This window comes from Brachyspira pulli, assembly GCF_036997785.1.
Taxonomy (GTDB): domain Bacteria; phylum Spirochaetota; class Brachyspiria; order Brachyspirales; family Brachyspiraceae; genus Brachyspira; species Brachyspira pulli.
On record NZ_JAWLQI010000025.1, the window covers coordinates 1 to 18033 of the forward strand.

The following is an 18033-nucleotide window of genomic DNA, read 5'->3' on the forward strand; positions in this document are numbered from 1 at the left end:
TTAAAATTATAATTAAAAAAATTATACAGTTTTATTAAGTAGGTTTTAAAAAGTATATTAATAAAAAATAAACTCAATATAAAGAGAGTCACTCTTTTATATTGAGTTTTTTTAATTATAAAAAATTATAGTAAATAAAATTAAAGTCTTACTATATCTCTAGTTATTTCTTTTAAGCTGTGAACACCGCACATAGTCATAGCATCTTCAAGTTCTGCACCTAATTGAGCTGCATAAGATTTAACACCTTCTTCTCCTCCGCCGTAAGCAGCTATTACAAATGTTCTAGCTATAACAACACCATCAGCACCTAAAGCAATAGCTTTTAATATATCAGTACCATTTCTAATACCGCCGTCTACTAATATTTTTATTTTTCCTTTAACAGCATCAGCAATTTCAGGCAAAACTTCAGCAGTAGAAGGACATTGATCAAGTACGCGTCCTCCATGATTTGATACTATTATTGCATCAGCTCCAGCTTCAACAGCTTTTTTAGCACCTTTTACAGTCATTATTCCTTTTATAATGAAAGGTCTTTGAGCGATTTCTTTTATTTGTTTTAATTCATCTACAGTTTTGCTTCCTGCTTTTGGAGTAAGATTTTTTAAGAAAGGAAGTCCTGCAGCATCAACATCCATAGCAACAGCAAAAGCATTTGAATCTGCTACTAATTTCATTTTTTCTTTTATAACATCTATATTCCAAGGCTTAACTGTTGGTACTCCTATGCCGTTTTGTTTTTTTATCATAGTAGTTGCTGCTATCATTACATTTGGATTAGTACCGTCGCCAGTGAAAGCTGCAATTCCTGCTTCCGCACAAGATTTTACTAATATATCATTGTATTCTTCTTCTGTGTATTTATCGCCATAGTGAAGCTGAACAGCACCTACAGGGCCAGCAAATATAGGATATTTAAATTTTTTACCGAATAACTCAAAAGAAGTGTCAACATCTTCATTAGAACATATTGTGTCCATATTAAGTCTTATCTCTCTCCATTTGTCATAATTTCTAATGGCAACATCTCCTATGCCTTTTGCACCAGGTCCAGGCATACTATTTTTACATACTTTACCATTACATATTGGGCATGCTTTACAAAATCCCATACAGTCTTTTGCAACTTCTATAATTTCTTTATATGTCATAAAATTCCTCCGATATTTAATAATTAAACTGTGATAATAATTTACCGCAATAATAATACTAAATATAAAAAATAAAACAAGCAGATTATTAATATACTTTGGTTTTATAAAAATATGTTGTTTATGTAATAATTTATTATATACCTAAACAACTATATTTTGTCAGAAATAATTTTTTAAATTTTAAATATCTGCAGGGCTTTGCCCCGCACCCCACTTCTTTTGGTGGCCCAAAGAAGCAAAAGGACTATATTTTAGCTTAAATTAATAACCTATCTTACATGTAAAACAATTTTAGTATGATTTAGTACTAATTTTATACTTGCACTTTTTGGTTCTTTTTGCGGCGGGAAAAAGAACAAGAAAAAATTGACAAAGTTAAAAATTTTCAGTATATACTAAAAATTTTAGAGTTTGTCAAAAAATACAATTTTAAATTTAGGTTATTTGTGGGGACTAGCCCCCACACCCCCAGTTCTTTTGCGACCGAAGGGAGTGCCTGCGGTATTGGCACAAAGAACCAAAAAGACTGCATTTTTGACACAAATCTTGGTTTTACTTCACATTTCAAACAAAACTTAATAATATTTTATACTATTAATAAAGAAAAATTACATTTACGAAAAAGTAAAAATTGACAAAATATAATTATTTAAGTATATATTAAAATTATAATAAAAAATACAATAACCTTATATATAATTTTGTTATGTAGTTTTTAAACAAGTATGTTTTTTAATTAATTGTTTTCAAGCATTTTTATTATATTAGAATTACCTGACTCTAAAGCATAGTCTAATGCTGTAAAACCAGATATATCTGTATACTTGTATCAGCATTATGTTTTAATAATATATTTACTATTTCTTCATACCCTTTTTGAGAAGCTCTTATTAAAGCAGTACGTCCGTCATAACTTTTAACATTTATATCAGCATTATGAGCTAATAAAATATTAACTATTTCTGTGTGTCCACTTACAGAAGCCTCTATCAAAGCAGTACGGTCATTATCACATTTAATATTTACATCAGCATTGTTGTCTAATAACATATTAACTATTTCAGTATTTCCTTTTGATGAGGCAAGCATTAAAGCAGTTTGTCCGTCATAATTCTGAATATTCACATCTGCATTATGTTCTAATAAAGTATTAACTATTTTTGTGTAGCCTTTTGATGATGCCTCCATTAAAGCAGTGTAGCCGTATTCATTATCTTTCATATTTATATCAGCATTTAATTTCAATAATATATTTACTATACTTTTATGTCCTTTTTCTGAAGAAACAATTAATGCATAAGACGATGCTTCTTTATAAAAAGAACAGCTTACCAATATAAACAATAATGCTGATAAAATTAATAATAACTTTTTCATATAATACCTTTATTATTTTTATATCATCATAAAAAATAAAAATCAATATAAAATTATTATAGATATTTCATAATCTGACAATTAAAAAAGTTAATCGATAAATAATTATAAAGATATTAACAAACATCAATACGTTTTAATATTAAATTAATAAATCATATCATTTTTTTCCTATAACAGAATATATAAATCCTTTTAATTGTTTTTTCTCTATTATTTCAAATCCATTTTTAATCATTCTTTTTGATATACCTTCTTTATTTTCTGTATGACAATCACCGCTTTTCATCAAAGGAAATAAAATATTATTATCTACCCAAGCAGCTATTCCTCCTACTCCTGTATCGGATAATATATAAATACCGCCTTTTTTAAGAATACGGTGAACCTCTTTCATAGCTTCATTTGGATAAGGATAATGATGAAAACTTTGTATGCATGTTACTACATCAAAACTATTGTCATCAAATGGAAGTTTATCTGCACTGCCCAAAATAAATTCAGCATTTCTTATATTTTTAGATTTTGCCATTTTTAGCATTTCCTCTGATAAATCAAGCCCGTAAAATAATGTATTATCTTTATATTGAAGTAAATTTATTAAATACCCTGTTCCGCATCCTACATCTAAAAGTTTATGATAATCAATATTTTTTAAATATTCTGATACATAATTGCAGCTTATCTTTCCAAATTTTGAATAATATACTGTATCTTTTTCATCATAAATACTTGCTTGTTTATTAAAATGTTCTTTAGATAATCTTTCATAGTCTTTCATAACATACTCCAATCAATAGTATTTGTTAGATTATTCTAACATTTAAAATAATAAAATCAATAAATATTACAATAAATAAAATTAACTGTTATACTTGAAATAAAACTATCTGATAAAAATACAATTTTAAAGAGAATATAACATGGAAATAATTAATTTATTTGATGATACTATAATAAAGTTTGCTAATAACCTGCATACAAATTACAAGGCATTAGACTTTTTCTTTTCTGCTATAACAAATTTAGGCGAAGCATTGCCTTTAATGATTATAACTATAATATTAATATTCATAAAAAGAACAAGATTCTGCGGTATAAATATGGCAATCAGTTTATTTGTATCTATATCAATAGGAGCATTTATATTAAAGCCTCTAATAGCAAGAGAAAGACCTTTTATGGATCCAATTTATAATGAATATTGGATAGCCGTTGGAAAGCATTTAGAAACTTCTTTTTCCTGTCCTTCATCGCATACTACAGCATCTTTTGCCGCTTTATTCCCATTATTTTTAAACTTCAACAAAAAATATAGTTTTATATTTATATTGATAGCTTCATTAATAGGTTTCTCAAGAGTTTATTTAGTAGTTCATTATCCAAGCGATGTATTACTTGGAGCATTGCTTGGAATAACTGTTTCCACTATTACTTATATAGTTTTAAACAAATTGGAAGTAAAAGATAGATTAAAAAGTTTAAATATTTAAAGTTATTATAAATATATTACTGACAATTTTTAAATTTGTAAATGTATTATCAACTTTTTTGCCGCACACGCTCTGCGGACTTCGTCAAAGTTGCAAAAAGTGCAAGGATAGAATTAGTACTAAATCATACTAAAATTGTATTACATGTGAAATAATTTATTAAATTAAATCACAAATGTAGCCTTTTGCGAAGCATATACGAGTTTATCAAGGATATAGGTTCTCGCCGAAGGCGGGCTGTGCCTTATACCAATACTTTACAGTACTTCCTTCGGTCGTAAAAGAACTGGTGTTTTGCGTAAGCACGCAGAGCGGTGGGCAAAGCCCCAGATATAAAAACAAAAATATAAATTTATTTTGACAAAATATAGTTATTTAGGTATATATTAGAATTATATTTAAAATTATAAAATATCTTCTACTTCTATTACTTCACTTGATTCCATAAAATTATTAATAGTTAATAGTTTTACAGAAGAAGAACCATCATTCGATAATGCTTTTGCCACAAAAGAATAATTAACACCTTTTACAACCTGACTTGCTACATAAAGTTCTTGAGTGTATTTTATATCTTTAACAGCATTTTGAAATATTTTTATTAAATCTTTAGCTTCTTTTGAATTTGAAATATTAATCTTTGCCTCATCAGAAGAAGTACATACTATACCGCCTACTTCGCTTTGACTGCTTTCTATAATTTTATCAAGTTTAACTATAGATATTTCATTGTCAGTTGATACATTACAAATTATAATTTCATAATATGGAAGTGCTGAAGGATACACAACAGTACTTCTGCATATAAAAGCATGATTTATACCATTAACAACCTGACTTCCAAGATAAAGCATTAATTCTCTTTTTACGCCTAACAATTGTTTTGCAGCAATTGAAAAAACATCTTTTATATTATCATCTATAGAATTAGCTTGTTTCGGATTAATATCCCAAGCTCCTACCTTTACTTCAGTTTTTACATTTTCTTTCAAATTATTATTATCCGATTTTTTAGAACATGATATTAAAGATAAAATTAACATTAATAATATTATTATTTTACTCATATTTGTTTCCTTAAAATTAGTAATATATAAAACAGTTTATACAAAAAATAGAAATAAAAACAATCAAAAAAAGTTTATGAAATTATGTATTTTTTGATTATTTAATATTATTTTATCAATATATATGTATTTTATATAATAGTCAAATATGTATCGTAAAATAATAACATTATCATTAATTATTATTGCTTTCTTATATCAGTGAATGAACCGCCTAAGAAACTTGACCAAACTCCAGCATCTAAAGTATCTGCATTAGGTAGTATTAAAGTTTTAAGTTTAGTACATTCTATAAATACATCTCCTTTATGATTTATATTACTAGGGTTTGTACCTAAATAAGTTAGAGCAGTTAATTGCTGAGAAAATGCGAATGCCATACTGCCTATTGATGTTACAGAAGCAGGTATTGTAAGTTCTATAATATTACTAGAATCAAAAGCGTAATCTCCTATTGATACTAATGAAGAAGATAATTTTAATGTTTCTATTTTTGGTCCACTGAATGCCCCCATTCCTATTGATTTTACAGAATCTGGTATTATTACTTCTTTCAAGTTATGAACATACATAAATGCAAAGTCGCCTATTTCTTGTAAACCATTCCCCAATGTTAATTTTTCTATACTTTGAGAATTCTGAAACGCATTTTCTTTTATTGTGATTATAGAATTAGGCAGTCTAATTTCTTTTGTATTTCTAAAAAACTAAAAGAATCTGATTCTATAGTTTTTATCTTATTTTCTGGAAATTGAAAACTTATAACTATATTTTTATTGTCATTAGGTTCTCCAGAAAACATACGAGTTTTTACAGCACCGTCTTGAAAATCAATATTTTTTATATCCAACTCTATATTCATAGAAGAACCAATTTTTAATGCTGCTTTTAAAACTAAAGTATATAAAGACTCATTAACATCTTGAGTATAATCTTTAGGAGTTCCTGTTAATATTACTCTATATGATTTCTTTTCAGCAAAATAAGCTTTTAAATTTTCTTATATTTTTTGACTTATTACTGCATCGTCCTGACTTATATCTATGCCGTATTTTTTTACTAATTCTTCCTCTTCCTTATCTATAGCAGGAGGAGTAACTCCTGAATTATCACCGTTATTACTGCTATCAGGCGATGTAGTCTTATTTGAACATGAAGCAAATACCAAAACTGATACCAATACTAATAAAATTTTTTTAATCATCTCTATTTCAATCCTTAAATATAAATATTGTTTTAAACATAAGAAAAATTTTTCAAAATTAAAATATTTTAAATTATTTAGCTTACTATATAATTATCATAAAAATATATTTGAATAATTTTTGATAAATATTACTATTTTCTTACCTCGTTAAAACTACCGCCTAAAAAAGTCTTCCAAGCAGGATCAGCCGGATCTTCGGCATTAGGAATTATTAAAGTTGTAAGATTGACACAATCTTCAAATACATCTTTATTATTCATTATAGTATTAGGCTTCGTTCCCAAATAAGTAACAGTGGTTAAAGAACTTCCAAATGGTTTTCTGCCTAAAGAAGTAACAGATGCTGGTATTACTATTTCATTTACTTTTGCATAGGAAAAAGCATAATCTCCTATATATTCAAGTTTGCTATTTTCACTAATTGTTATTTTCTCCAATGCCTCAGATTTCTGGAAAGCAGCGGCATCAATACCAATAACAGAATCGGGTATAGTTACTTCTTTCAAATTATTATGAAGTCCATGAAAAGCAAAAGTTCTTATAGTCTTTATTTTATTTTGAGGAAATATAAAATTTAATACTGTTATTTTATTGTCAGGATTGCCTGTAAACATAGATGCTGGTATAGCTTCATTCTGGAAATCAACATCGCTTATATCTACAATAACATTTTGTGCTGAAATTTTACTGGCTTCATTAAGTACCATACCTTATACAGAAGTTGATTGAGAATAATTTTGTTTTGGAATACCTATAAATACAAGTTTATAATACCCATTATCTTTATAAGATTGTTCTAAATGTTCTTTTATTTGTGCTATTATAGCAGAATCTTCCTGTCCTACATCTATACCATATTTATTTATTTTTTCACTAATATTTGGAGATGTAATAGGTGCTGAACATGATGCAAGTAAAAATAATGGTATAAAAAATAATAAAATTTTTTTATGCATATATATACCTTAAATTAATAATCTCTTTCTATTACTTCGCTTATTGCATCATTAGTATAAGGCAAATCAAAGAAATCAACTACTTCTGAAGTTATATTATCATATACTATTATATTAACTCCATTTGTAGTTTTTCTCAAATTGCTTCTGCTTATCATTATTCTGCTTCCGCTGTCAACTACTAAATCATTATATTTATTGAGTTCCTTATGATAAAGATAATTAGTTTCACCCATTGAAGAAAATACTAATTTATTTTTATCTATAACATAAGAAACATTATTAGTATACATTTCATTAGTTATATTAAAATTAGAGTATAATCCTTTTACAACATTATCATTTGTAGAATATTCACCAAGCATATTTATAACTATAGTATAATCATTAAGATTTGTTATTTTTGTAATATAATCATGAATATTATCTACATCTCTTAAATTCATATCATAAACTTTATTATACTCATATAAAGCATTTTTCTCCCAAGTATCATAATTTGTATCGCCCCTTCTGTCAGGCAAATCAAAATTATCTTTTAAATATTTACCCAAAAAAGAAGTATATTTCTGAACTCCTTTATAATTTAAATGTCCTGAATCATTATAATCAGTCCAAAAATCTAAATCATAATCATCATAATAATGATTGAAATTCATAAAAGGAACATCATATTCTTTTGCAATCTCACCTACCCTATTAAAGTGCCTTGCCTCATCATCAGTCATAGGAAATGGAGAAGCTATTACAACAATAGGAATATTATTTGTCTTAGCTAATTCTAATATTTTTCTATAATAAGTTTCCTGCTCATCAAGTAAAGGCAAACTGTCTTTAATATTTTCTATATCCGGTCTTTGTACTGGGAATGTTTTATTATGAAAAGAATATCCCTTAAAATATTTATAATGATTATAATTATTTGCATAAGGTATAAAATCTTCATCTTTTAAATCTTTGTATCTGTTATGATATCTATACATAGGATTAATAAATTCATCAAATCTTTCTGCAGCTGTTACTTTTAGAGATTCAACTCTATTTTTTGACCATTTTAATGAATAAGTAGCTGCCACAATTTGATAATCTACAACATTAGTTCTGCTTGCTGCAACAATATAAGACTCTAATGCAATTAATTTAGGCTTTTGATATTTTAATACTTCTACTAAATGATGATAAGTACTCCAGATAGGCTGACTTCCTGAAGTAAAATTATAAGCTGCTATACCATATTCATTATATAAAATAGCAGGATTAATATTATAATGAACATGGCTGCTTCCCATAAACATAACATCTATACTGTTAGTTTTCTGTTCATAAAAACTGTCGCCTTGATATATGCCATTTTCATTTTTGAATCTTAAAACTCTGACTGAACACCAAAGTAATGTAATAAATATCACTATAAAACAAATAATTTTTATCGTATTTCTTATCATATTATAAACAGCCTATTATTAAATTATTAAACTTAATTAAAATACTCTTTACTCAATATAGAATAAATTGCAGCATCAACAAGTCCTGTATTATCCCTATAAACACTTCTTAATACACCTTATTTTTTTAATCCGCATTTTAGCATTACTTTACCAGAATTTATATTATCAACATTATGAGCAGCTTCTATTCTATTGGCTTTAACTTCTTCAAAAAAGAATTTTATTATCATTGAAAAAGCCTCCGATGTAATGCCTTTATGCCAATATTTCCTTGATATGCAATATCCTACTCTAATACAATCTATATTATCATTTGCATCAACTACTCCTATACTTCCAAGCAAAAAATTATTCTCTTTTAGTACAATAGCCCATTGATAAAAATCTTTATAACAGTATTGACTAGTCCATTCAGTTAAAATTATTCTGCTTTCCTCAACATTTTTATGAGTTCTCCAAATTAAATATTTAGTAACTTCATCATCGCTAGCCCAATTATTATACATGTCTTCTGCATCTTCTATTTTAAATCTTCTAAGTAATAATCTTTCACTTTCTAATTGTATTGTTCCTTTATAGTTCATAATTTTCTTCACAAAAAATATTTTTTATAAAATTTTTTTTATTATTTATTAAGTAATCAACCACATTATAATAATTATAAAAAACTGCATTCAAATAAAAACATATCACATTTATCATTAACTGCAATTTCCTTTTCAAAAGAAGAAAATGTTTTAACTTGAGTAAATCCAACTTCTTTTAAATACTGCTCCATTTCACCATATTTATAAAGGTGCGTCTGAAAATCCATAAACTCACTTTGAAGTAATTCAGTATTATTATACATTTCATAAATTGATGGCGAAAACTGAGTTTGATTTTGTTCTTCATAATAATTTTTTGATTTAAGCACTATTTCAAAATTTTCTCTTGTTTTAACGGATACAGCAATATTATAATCATTATCATCTATACATCTATTTTTTATTGTATCAACTGCAAAAACAAATTTACCAGTCTTTAAAAGCCAGTTCTTTATTCTTATTAGAATTTGTTTGCAAATATCAATATCTGTAAACAATGATACTGAACCTGAACTGATAAATATATAATCAAATTTTTCTTTCGGATCATATTTCATAATATCAGTATGAACTGTTTTTGCATCAGGAAATTTTAATTTTAGTTTTTGCAGCATTTCATTAGACATATCTATTCCTGTTATGTCAAACCCTCTTTCTATAAATGGAATAAGAAATCTTCCGCTTCCGCATAAAGGTTCTAAAATCTTTTTACCTTTTTCAGCATAGGATAGATAAAAGTTTAATTCATCTTCAGGTGCTCTTTCATGTAGTATCTCATACATTTCAGTACAAAGACTGCCATAATAATTTTTTCTAACTTCACTCATTCTTATAACTCCTAAAATTGGAAATATATAAACTGCTTAGGGTCAAAACCTGCACCATATTTTCCATATATTATAATAAAGAATAACAAGAAAAATATTACTGCCCATCTAAAATATAAACATTGATTTTTCAAAAATACATAAATAGTTTCCTTCTTTATATATTTTAATAAATCAACTAAAAACAGCACTATCAAAGATATTATAAGTATATTCATTTCAAAACGATCTAATCCTAGTTTGTATAATGAACCGTCAAATATACGCCATAAATCTACTTTAGTAAACATTCTCTGTATATAGTAAAAAGCATCATGTATAGTTTCTGCTCTGAAAAATATCCAGGCTAAATCTACTATTATAAAAGTACAAATTACTTCCAAAAATTTAAAGCTGAAACTTTGTACCTTTACACCTAGTTTATTTAAAATATTATTTTTGAATTTTAAAGTAAGATCTTCTATTATATGGCATATTCCATGTATGGCACCCCAAGCTATAAAAGTAAAATTAGCTCCATGCCATAATCCGCTCACTAAAAAAGTCACTAATATATTAAAACTCTTTCTAAACTTTGAGCATCTATTTCCGCCCAAAGGTATATAAAGATAATCTCTAAACCAAGTAGATAATGATATATGCCATCTCCCCCAGAATTCTTTTATGCTTCTTGCAAAATATGGAGTATTGAAGTTTTCCATTAAATCTATACCCATAACTTTTGCAGTTCCTATGGCTATAAGAGAATAGCTAGCAAAATCACAATATATTTGAACTGCAAAAAGCATTGCTGATAATACTAATTCGCTTGTATTATAAATATAATATCTATTAAATACAGTATCTACTAATATAGAAGCTCTATCTGCTATTACCATTTTTTGAAAATAACCGAAAAGCATTAAAATAAGCCCTTCTGTTATTCTTTGATAATCGAATCTTTTTATTTTATCCATATTCTGTATTTGACCAAGCAAATGCTTTGAACGCTCTATAGGGCCAGCTACCAATTGAGGGAAGAATGATACAAACAATGCATACTTAATTATATTTTTTTCAGACTTTATCTCTCCTCTATAAACATCTATAGTATAGCTTAATGCTTGGAATGTATAAAAAGATATTCCTACAGGCAGCACTATATCAAAAGGCTTTTCTATTAATTGTATATGGAATGCTGATAAAAGCATATTTATATTTAATAGAAGAAAATCGAAATATTTAAAAAATATCAGTATTGTAATATTTATTATAAAACTAAATGCCACTACTATCCTTTTATATTTTAATTTTTCTATTAAAATTCCGCTTAAAAAGGTTACAACAGTAGAAGTAGCCATTAATAAGGCATATTTAGGGTTCCAAAACATATAAAAGATATAACTTGCTATAAAAAGACAAATATATCTTAGTTTCTTTGGAAATATCCAATATAAAATAAGTGTTATAGGAAAAAATATTAAAAAATCCGTAGAATTAAACAACATTTACATAACTCATAATCATACTAAAATATAAATTTATAACTCATAAAATTCATAATTGTAATATGAATTATACAAAACTTTATAATTTTTAATAGATAGTTTTAGGTATTTTAATGAAAATAAAACTAATTATACTAAAATTAACTTTATTGTTGCAAATAAAAAAATTATAAACAATTATTAATTAATATACAAGCAAGAGTACTATTGAACATATAAAACATTGTTTAATTTTTTTATCCTATATAATATAATATTAATAAAATTTAATTATTTATATAACAAATATAAAATAAAATTAGTATCATTAATATATATATTAATTTTTAAGAAAACATTCTAAATATAATATCTTTAATAATACTATTTAGATATAATCTAAAAAATTAATAAATTGTATTTATTTAAAGGTATGATAAAAAATAAATTATGTTTACTTTAAAAGATAAAAAATATATCTTTATTATAATATTTATAATAATATCACTTATTTCATGTAAAAAAATAAATATACTTTCACCTAACAAAATTCCTCCGCCTACTGATTTTAGAATACCTGATAAATTAAAACCTACAGAGATAACCGTATCAGAAAATAATAATGATGAATCTGTAGTATTTGGAGGATTTCAAAAGAAATTCTTTTTCAGAGGAAAATGGTATATATTAGCTCAATATTCATATACCTATGATAAAAACATGAAACAATTTAATTATAAAGATCATACATTAATTTTAGAATTAGATAATGATGGTAAAATAAACATTGTAGCAAAAAATTTAGGAACTGCAGAAACTAGTCCTTGGAATTATTTATATCAAGCAAATGTTATAAATGATAATGAAATTATATTTGAGCCTTATAATTATGGAGAATTACAGTGTTCTAAAGAAACATATAAATATTTTGATAAAGCTTTAAATAAAGATGTAAATATAGAATATACCTAAACAACTATACTTTGTCAAAAGTAAAGTTATATTTTTGTTTTGATATCTGGGGCTTTGCCCCATACCCCACTTCTTTTGCGACTGAAAGGAGTGCCTGTGGTGTTGCCACAAAGAAGCCTATATCCTCGATAAACTCGGATACGCTTTGCGAAGGGCTATATTTTAGCTTAAATTAATAGTTTATATTACATGTAAAACAATTTTAGTATGATTTAGTACTAATTCTATCCTTGCACTTTTTGCAACTTTTTGCGGCGGGAAAAAGTTGACTAAAAAAATGACAAACTCTAAAATTTTTAGTATATTATAAGGAATTAATATATTCAGATATTTATTATAAAGCTACTGACTTATTAAATTGGCAGAAATATGGTCAATATCATACATATATGAATCTTCCTTCACCTACACAATTAGACAGTTCTAAACCAAAAAGCTGGCAAGGAAGATTTGGATTAGAAAGTTTAAAAATGGCATTAGTAGGTGATTATATTTATTTATATGATCTTAGAGAAACATTTTATGAAGAAAATCCAGATGGCTCAAGAATTTTACCTGATTATACTGTAAGCAAAGACAAATATTATAGAATACATAGAGATAAAGATATGTCCGATCCAAATAATTGGGAGGAAGTAGGAAAAACTCCTTGGGGAAATGTTTCTGATTTTGAGGCTAAATATAATGATGGAAAATTTTATTTGGAAAATGGAAAGCAATATATGTATCAAAAGGTTAATAATGTATGGACTCTAACATCAATAAAAAATGATGATAAATGGGTTACAGAAAATTTTATAGATTGGCAAAAATTTATAGGAGAAACTCCTAAAGATATTGACTCATATATAGATGATTTCTATGGAGATTTAGAAGTAGTTAAAAAAAGAGATAAAACTCCTACGCCTCCTAACTGGGTAGAATATTACAATAAGGTATATTATCAAACTTATAATACTTATATGGTAACATACGATTTTTACAGATACTTTCTACCTATCCCTCCTATAAATGAAATAAAAGCAGCTTTTGATAGAGGAGAAACCGACTTTGTAATAAAACCTGAACATGTAAAAAATGCTGGCAAAAATCTATTTATGGTTACAGATGTTGATCCTAGATATGCTAAAGAAAGTGATTGGAGTTTATTAACACCTATAAATTATGATGAAAAATCTATAATATGGCATTCTGGAAAAGATACTATGCTCTTTAATATTAATAATAAAATAATACAATTAGTTGATTATACTGCAATTAAATCAAGAATACAAAATTATACTATATATAATCAAGTAATAAATGAATTAATGATGTATCATCGTAATTACTATCGTAATGGTGATTATTATGAATCTATGTATTATAAGGCACAAGCTGATATGCTTCAAATGATGATGAAAAATCCTGAAACATATTTATTGCCTGATGAACCGGTAGAATCATATATAATATAGTTTAAATACCATTTTGATAAATAAAACTATAAAGCTAGCTATAAAAATTGTAGAGTTTGAAAGTTTATTTGGCATAGCCTTTTAAGTTATACACAATATAGAGCAAATAATTTTTATTATCGCTTTAAAACTTAACAATATCATTATATAAATTTTATTGATAATATTATTTAGGCGACATAGAAAAGCGGACTTCGTAGATAAGCATAACAATAATAAATAATAATAATTTTTAAATATTAGAATTAAAATATAAAAAGCGAGTCGTAGCCAGCTAGTGAGTTTACTCACTAGCTTATTGTAGGCGTAGACGAGCATAACAATAATAAAAAATAATAATTTTTAAATATTGTAAATCTAATTATAAAAATTGTGAGCCTCTGGCAAGTTTACTTGACAGAGCCTTAGAGCGAACAATTTTTATTAGCAATAATAAAAAATAATAATTTATTATTGAAAAAAATAAAATATATTATATCATTTTTTCAACTTGGGGAGCTTGAAAAGGCTGAGAGGAAGTTTGTATAATTTTATAAAACTTCGACCCTTATAACCTGTTTGGGTAATGCCAGCGTAGGGAATTATCTCTTTTATTATTTTTTATTTATACATTTAATAAAATGAGACCTTTTCTAAAGTTGGTCTTGTTTTATTAAATATCTTAATCTAAAATAAATAAACAAGACTAAAATACAATTCAATAAAACAAGACAAACGGCGTTATAAAAATCTCGCTTTTATATTTAATAATTTAAGGAGCTTTTTATGACTTCAAAACTAAAATTTATTGTTCTATTATTTTTGTTTATATTAATTATATCTTGTAAAAAAGAAATAAAAAATATCAAAGATGAAATTACTGTGAATTTAGGATATGAACTTAATACTATAGACCCAGCTTTAAATGATGAAACTTATGGATTTATTTATATCAATCATGCTTTTGAAGGACTTCTTGATAAAGATATAAACGGAAACATTGTAGGAGGTGTTGCCGACAAATGGGAAATAAGCGATGACAGCCTTACATATACATTTCATTTAAGAGATAACGCCAAATGGAGCGATGGAAAAAAAGTTACTGCAGATGATTTTGTATATTCTTATAGAAGAGCAGTTGATCCGAAAACTGCATCACCTATAAGTTATTTAATGGAATATATAAAAAATGCTAAAGATATAATAAGAGGAAAACAGCCAGTAGAAAATCTTGGAGTAAATGCTATAGATGAAAATACTCTTACAATAGAACTTGAAGCACCTACCCTATACTTTACTGATATATTAGCTTCCGGAGGAGTTTATATGCCGGTAAGAAAAGATATAATAGAAAAATACGGTGATGATTGGACTTGGAAGTCTGAAACTTATATTGGTAACGGTGCATACAAAATGGTAGAAAGAAAGCCAGATGAATTATTAGCTTTTGAAATAAATACTAATTATTGGAATTATACTAATCAAGTAGCTAAAAAAATTAATTTTGTTTTGATAGCTGATGAATATATATCACTTAATGCAGTTAGAACAGGAGATGTTGATTTTTCTATAAATGCCCCTCCTATTGGTGAAATAGAAAATTTAATAAAAGATAATTTAATGGCTGTAAGCGATATTATAGGAGTTTATTATTTGGATTTAAATAATAAAGATAAAACATTATCAGATAAAAGAGTAAGAAAAGCATTATCTCTTGCAATAGACAGAAATTACATAGTATCAAATATAGGATACGGAAAACTAATAGCTGCAGAAGCATTCGTTCCGCCTGTAGTAAAGGGACTTGAAAAATCTTTCAGAGAAGAAAGCAGTAATTATATAATAGCAAACAATTATAGTAATAATGTAGAAGAAGCGAAAAGATTATTAGCTGAAGCAGGATACCCTAATGGTGAAAATTTCCCTATACTTGAAGTAAAAGTTTCATCTGGTTTTTATACTACAGTTTTGGAAGCAATTCAGCAAATGTGGAAAAATACTCTTAATATTGATGTAATGGTTAGAACAGAAGAATCAAAAATTACTTTGCCTTTCAGAGAATCAGGAAATTACCAAATGGCTAGAACAAGCTGGACTGGCGATTATAATGACCCGCTTACAATGCTTCAAATTATGACTAGCTACAGCGATATAAATTACGGAGGATTTTCTAATGCTAGATATGATTCTTTAATAGAGTTTGCTACAACTGCAACAAATGCACAAAAAAGAATGGAGGCTTTGAAAGAAGCTGAATCAATACTTTTTGATGAAGTTCCTATTATACCTTTTATATATAGAACTGATTTCTTGATAGTGAATCCTAAATTAAAAAATTATATTGATGAGCCTTTGGGAAGATATAAATTTAACTATGCATATATAGAAGAATGATATACTGAAAATTTTTAAGTTTGTCAACCGATGCACTTTATATAGAATTATCAACTTTTTTGCCGCACAAAAAAGTTGCTGCCTACGGCACGCTTCGCGAAAACGCAATTGCTAGAACTTTATATTTTAAGAATATACATTAAATATAGTGTAATACCCTAGTTTTAGGTCAAAAATGCAGTCTTTCGCGAAGCGTATCCGAGCCTGTCGAGGATATAGGTTCTTTTATACCAATACTTACAGTACTTCCTTCGGTCGTAAAAGAACTGGGGTGTTACGAAGTACGCAGAGTGGTGGGCAAAGCCCCAGATATAAAAAAGAAACTATAATTTTATTTTTGACAAAATATAGTTGTTTAGGTATATATTATAAAAATTATGTATTTAAAAAGATATAATAGAAAAGTATAAAACAAAAAATAAATAATATAAAATTATTTCATATAAAAAATTCATATTCTTATATCATCAAAGTGAATACTTGATAATACCGATATCAAGTATTCACTTTTTTATATTGACATTTTTTTAATATATTGTATGCTATATAATCTAAAATAAGGTAGGACTTATATATTTTTTTTAGTATAAGATTTCCGATAAACTTCGATAATATCATTTACAAAAAATAAATACGAAGGCTGGCAGACATAATGGAAACAGCGAAATATTAGTAAAACAAGCTTTAACAGCAGTTAAAGATGCAGGAGCAGAGGCAATACTTATTAATCTATTTGATTATAATATAAAACCTTGTTCCGGTTGTGAATCTTGTACTATAGCTATGGGAAAAATATTCAAAGAAGGCGGAGAATATAAGGGCTGTATTTACAAAGAAAAAGATGATATGGATAAAATAGTAAATGTTATGAATGAATGTCATGGCATAATAATAGGCTGCCCTACTTATGACTTACTACCTTCATCTTTGTATTTATCATTTGCTCAAAGATTTTTAGCCTATGAATTGTCATTCAGACTTCAAATAGGACAAGTAAAAGAAGATCCTCATACAGTTGCAGGACTTATTGGAGTTGGAGGATCAAAACATGATTGGCAGACAATGTCTTTAGAAGGTTTGGCTGCTACAATGTTTACTCAATCTATGACTGTTGTAGATATGTATTTAGCTGAAAGTGTGGGAAGACCAGGAAATGTTTTACTTCATAAAGATTATTTGGACAGAGCATATCAAATGGGTAAAAATATTGTTGAGGCTATAAATACACCAGTTGAAGAAAGAAAATGGCTTGGAGATCCTAATTTAGGTTTATGTCCTAGATGTCATTCTTCTTTAATATATCCAGGCGAAGAACATTGGGACGGAGTAAAATTTAATTTTGAATGTGCAGTTTGCGGTGCAGGCGGTGATTTGCTAAAAGGAGAAGATGGAAAATATAAATTCGTACTTGCAGAAAACGGACTTATAAGAGACAGAAATATCAATGAAGCTAGGGCAGTACATTTACAAGAAATAATTCATACAAGAGATAATTTTATGTCAAGAAAACATGAAATAGAAGATGAATATAAAAAATTTAGAGAGATGAAATTCGAAACTATAAAATAGCCGTTAATAAAACTTTTTATAAATAAAAAACAGCACTATGATAATGTATTTCTATTATCATAGTGCTTTTTTATAAC

Annotated in this window: 18 protein-coding genes and 1 riboswitch; of the genes, 5 read left to right on the forward strand and 13 right to left on the reverse strand. The window is 26.8% G+C overall.

All coding sequences use genetic code 11. The features are described 5' to 3' along the window. Positions 1 to 140: 140 nt before the first annotated feature. The 3 genes from R4K56_RS07215 to R4K56_RS07225 all read right to left on the reverse strand — a co-directional run bounded on the left by R4K56_RS07215 (position 141) and on the right by R4K56_RS07225 (position 3315). Positions 141 to 1154 carry an alpha-hydroxy-acid oxidizing protein gene (locus R4K56_RS07215; RefSeq protein WP_335758888.1) on the reverse strand — a complete coding sequence of 338 codons (1014 nt, stop codon included), beginning with the start codon at positions 1152 to 1154 and terminating at the stop codon, positions 141 to 143. Between the two features lie 795 nt (positions 1155 to 1949). Next, positions 1950 to 2534, reverse strand: a complete 585-nt coding sequence (locus R4K56_RS07220; protein ID WP_335772266.1) for an ankyrin repeat domain-containing protein — start codon at positions 2532 to 2534, stop codon at positions 1950 to 1952. 160 nt (positions 2535 to 2694) lie between these two features. Next, a complete protein-coding gene (locus tag R4K56_RS07225; RefSeq protein WP_335772267.1) occupies positions 2695 to 3315 on the reverse strand; it encodes a class I SAM-dependent methyltransferase in 621 nt (206 codons plus the stop codon). A 142-nt stretch (positions 3316 to 3457) separates the two neighbouring features. Between R4K56_RS07225 and R4K56_RS07230 the strand changes: the two genes are divergently transcribed. Beyond that, complete coding sequence (locus R4K56_RS07230; RefSeq protein ID WP_335761056.1) at positions 3458 to 4027, forward strand: phosphatase PAP2 family protein; 570 nt, start codon at positions 3458 to 3460, stop codon at positions 4025 to 4027. Between the two features lie 404 nt (positions 4028 to 4431). Here R4K56_RS07230 and R4K56_RS07235 read toward each other — a convergent pair whose 3' ends face one another. From R4K56_RS07235 to R4K56_RS07280, 10 genes are all read right to left on the reverse strand, one after another. Beyond that, the gene (locus tag R4K56_RS07235) at positions 4432 to 5094 is read right to left on the reverse strand and encodes a hypothetical protein (protein WP_335772268.1); all 663 of its coding nucleotides are present in this window, start codon (positions 5092 to 5094) and stop codon (positions 4432 to 4434) included. 182 nt (positions 5095 to 5276) lie between these two features. Further along, entirely contained in the window at positions 5277 to 5780 is a 504-nt protein-coding gene (locus tag R4K56_RS07240; protein ID WP_335772292.1) for a leucine-rich repeat domain-containing protein, read from the reverse strand. Then, the gene (locus R4K56_RS07245) at positions 5759 to 5956 is read right to left on the reverse strand and encodes a hypothetical protein (protein ID WP_335772269.1); all 198 of its coding nucleotides are present in this window, start codon (positions 5954 to 5956) and stop codon (positions 5759 to 5761) included. Before R4K56_RS07245 ends, R4K56_RS07240 begins: the two co-directional genes overlap by 22 nt. A 138-nt stretch (positions 5957 to 6094) precedes the next feature. Further along, on the reverse strand, positions 6095 to 6298 hold the full coding sequence (locus R4K56_RS07250; protein ID WP_335772270.1) for a hypothetical protein: 204 nt from the start codon (positions 6296 to 6298) through the stop codon (positions 6095 to 6097). Between the two features lie 134 nt (positions 6299 to 6432). Further along, positions 6433 to 7008 carry a leucine-rich repeat domain-containing protein gene (locus R4K56_RS07255; protein ID WP_335772271.1) on the reverse strand — a complete coding sequence of 192 codons (576 nt, stop codon included), beginning with the start codon at positions 7006 to 7008 and terminating at the stop codon, positions 6433 to 6435. A gap of 3 nt (positions 7009 to 7011) precedes the next feature. Further along, positions 7012 to 7257, reverse strand: coding sequence for a hypothetical protein (locus tag R4K56_RS07260; protein WP_335772272.1), 246 nt, complete (start codon positions 7255 to 7257; stop codon positions 7012 to 7014). Positions 7258 to 7271: 14 nt separating this feature from the next. After that, on the reverse strand, positions 7272 to 8702 hold the full coding sequence (locus R4K56_RS07265) for an SGNH/GDSL hydrolase family protein (protein WP_335772273.1): 1431 nt from the start codon (positions 8700 to 8702) through the stop codon (positions 7272 to 7274). Positions 8703 to 8821: 119 nt separating this feature from the next. Continuing rightward, on the reverse strand, positions 8822 to 9289 hold the full coding sequence (locus tag R4K56_RS07270) for a GNAT family N-acetyltransferase (protein ID WP_335772274.1): 468 nt from the start codon (positions 9287 to 9289) through the stop codon (positions 8822 to 8824). Between the two features lie 74 nt (positions 9290 to 9363). Beyond that, on the reverse strand, positions 9364 to 10119 hold the full coding sequence (locus tag R4K56_RS07275; protein ID WP_335772275.1) for a class I SAM-dependent methyltransferase: 756 nt from the start codon (positions 10117 to 10119) through the stop codon (positions 9364 to 9366). An 11-nt stretch (positions 10120 to 10130) separates the two neighbouring features. Continuing rightward, entirely contained in the window at positions 10131 to 11606 is a 1476-nt protein-coding gene (locus R4K56_RS07280) for an MBOAT family O-acyltransferase (protein WP_335772276.1), read from the reverse strand. Positions 11607 to 12035: 429 nt separating this feature from the next. Here R4K56_RS07280 and R4K56_RS07285 point away from each other — a divergent pair, with 429 nt between their 5' ends. The 4 genes from R4K56_RS07285 (at position 12036) to R4K56_RS07300 (ending at position 17956) form a co-directional block, all read left to right on the forward strand. Next, on the forward strand, positions 12036 to 12557 hold the full coding sequence (locus tag R4K56_RS07285) for a hypothetical protein (RefSeq protein ID WP_335772277.1): 522 nt from the start codon (positions 12036 to 12038) through the stop codon (positions 12555 to 12557). Between the two features lie 389 nt (positions 12558 to 12946). After that, entirely contained in the window at positions 12947 to 14014 is a 1068-nt protein-coding gene (locus R4K56_RS07290; protein WP_335772278.1) for a hypothetical protein, read from the forward strand. 481 nt (positions 14015 to 14495) lie between these two features. Then, a riboswitch (TPP riboswitch) is annotated at positions 14496 to 14611 on the forward strand. Between the two features lie 168 nt (positions 14612 to 14779). Next, on the forward strand, positions 14780 to 16387 hold the full coding sequence (locus tag R4K56_RS07295; RefSeq protein WP_335772279.1) for a peptide ABC transporter substrate-binding protein: 1608 nt from the start codon (positions 14780 to 14782) through the stop codon (positions 16385 to 16387). A 627-nt stretch (positions 16388 to 17014) separates the two neighbouring features. Continuing rightward, positions 17015 to 17956 (forward strand): flavodoxin family protein, encoded by a 942-nt coding sequence (locus R4K56_RS07300; RefSeq protein ID WP_335772293.1) that lies wholly within the window; start codon positions 17015 to 17017, stop codon positions 17954 to 17956. Positions 17957 to 18033: the final 77 nt, after the last annotated feature.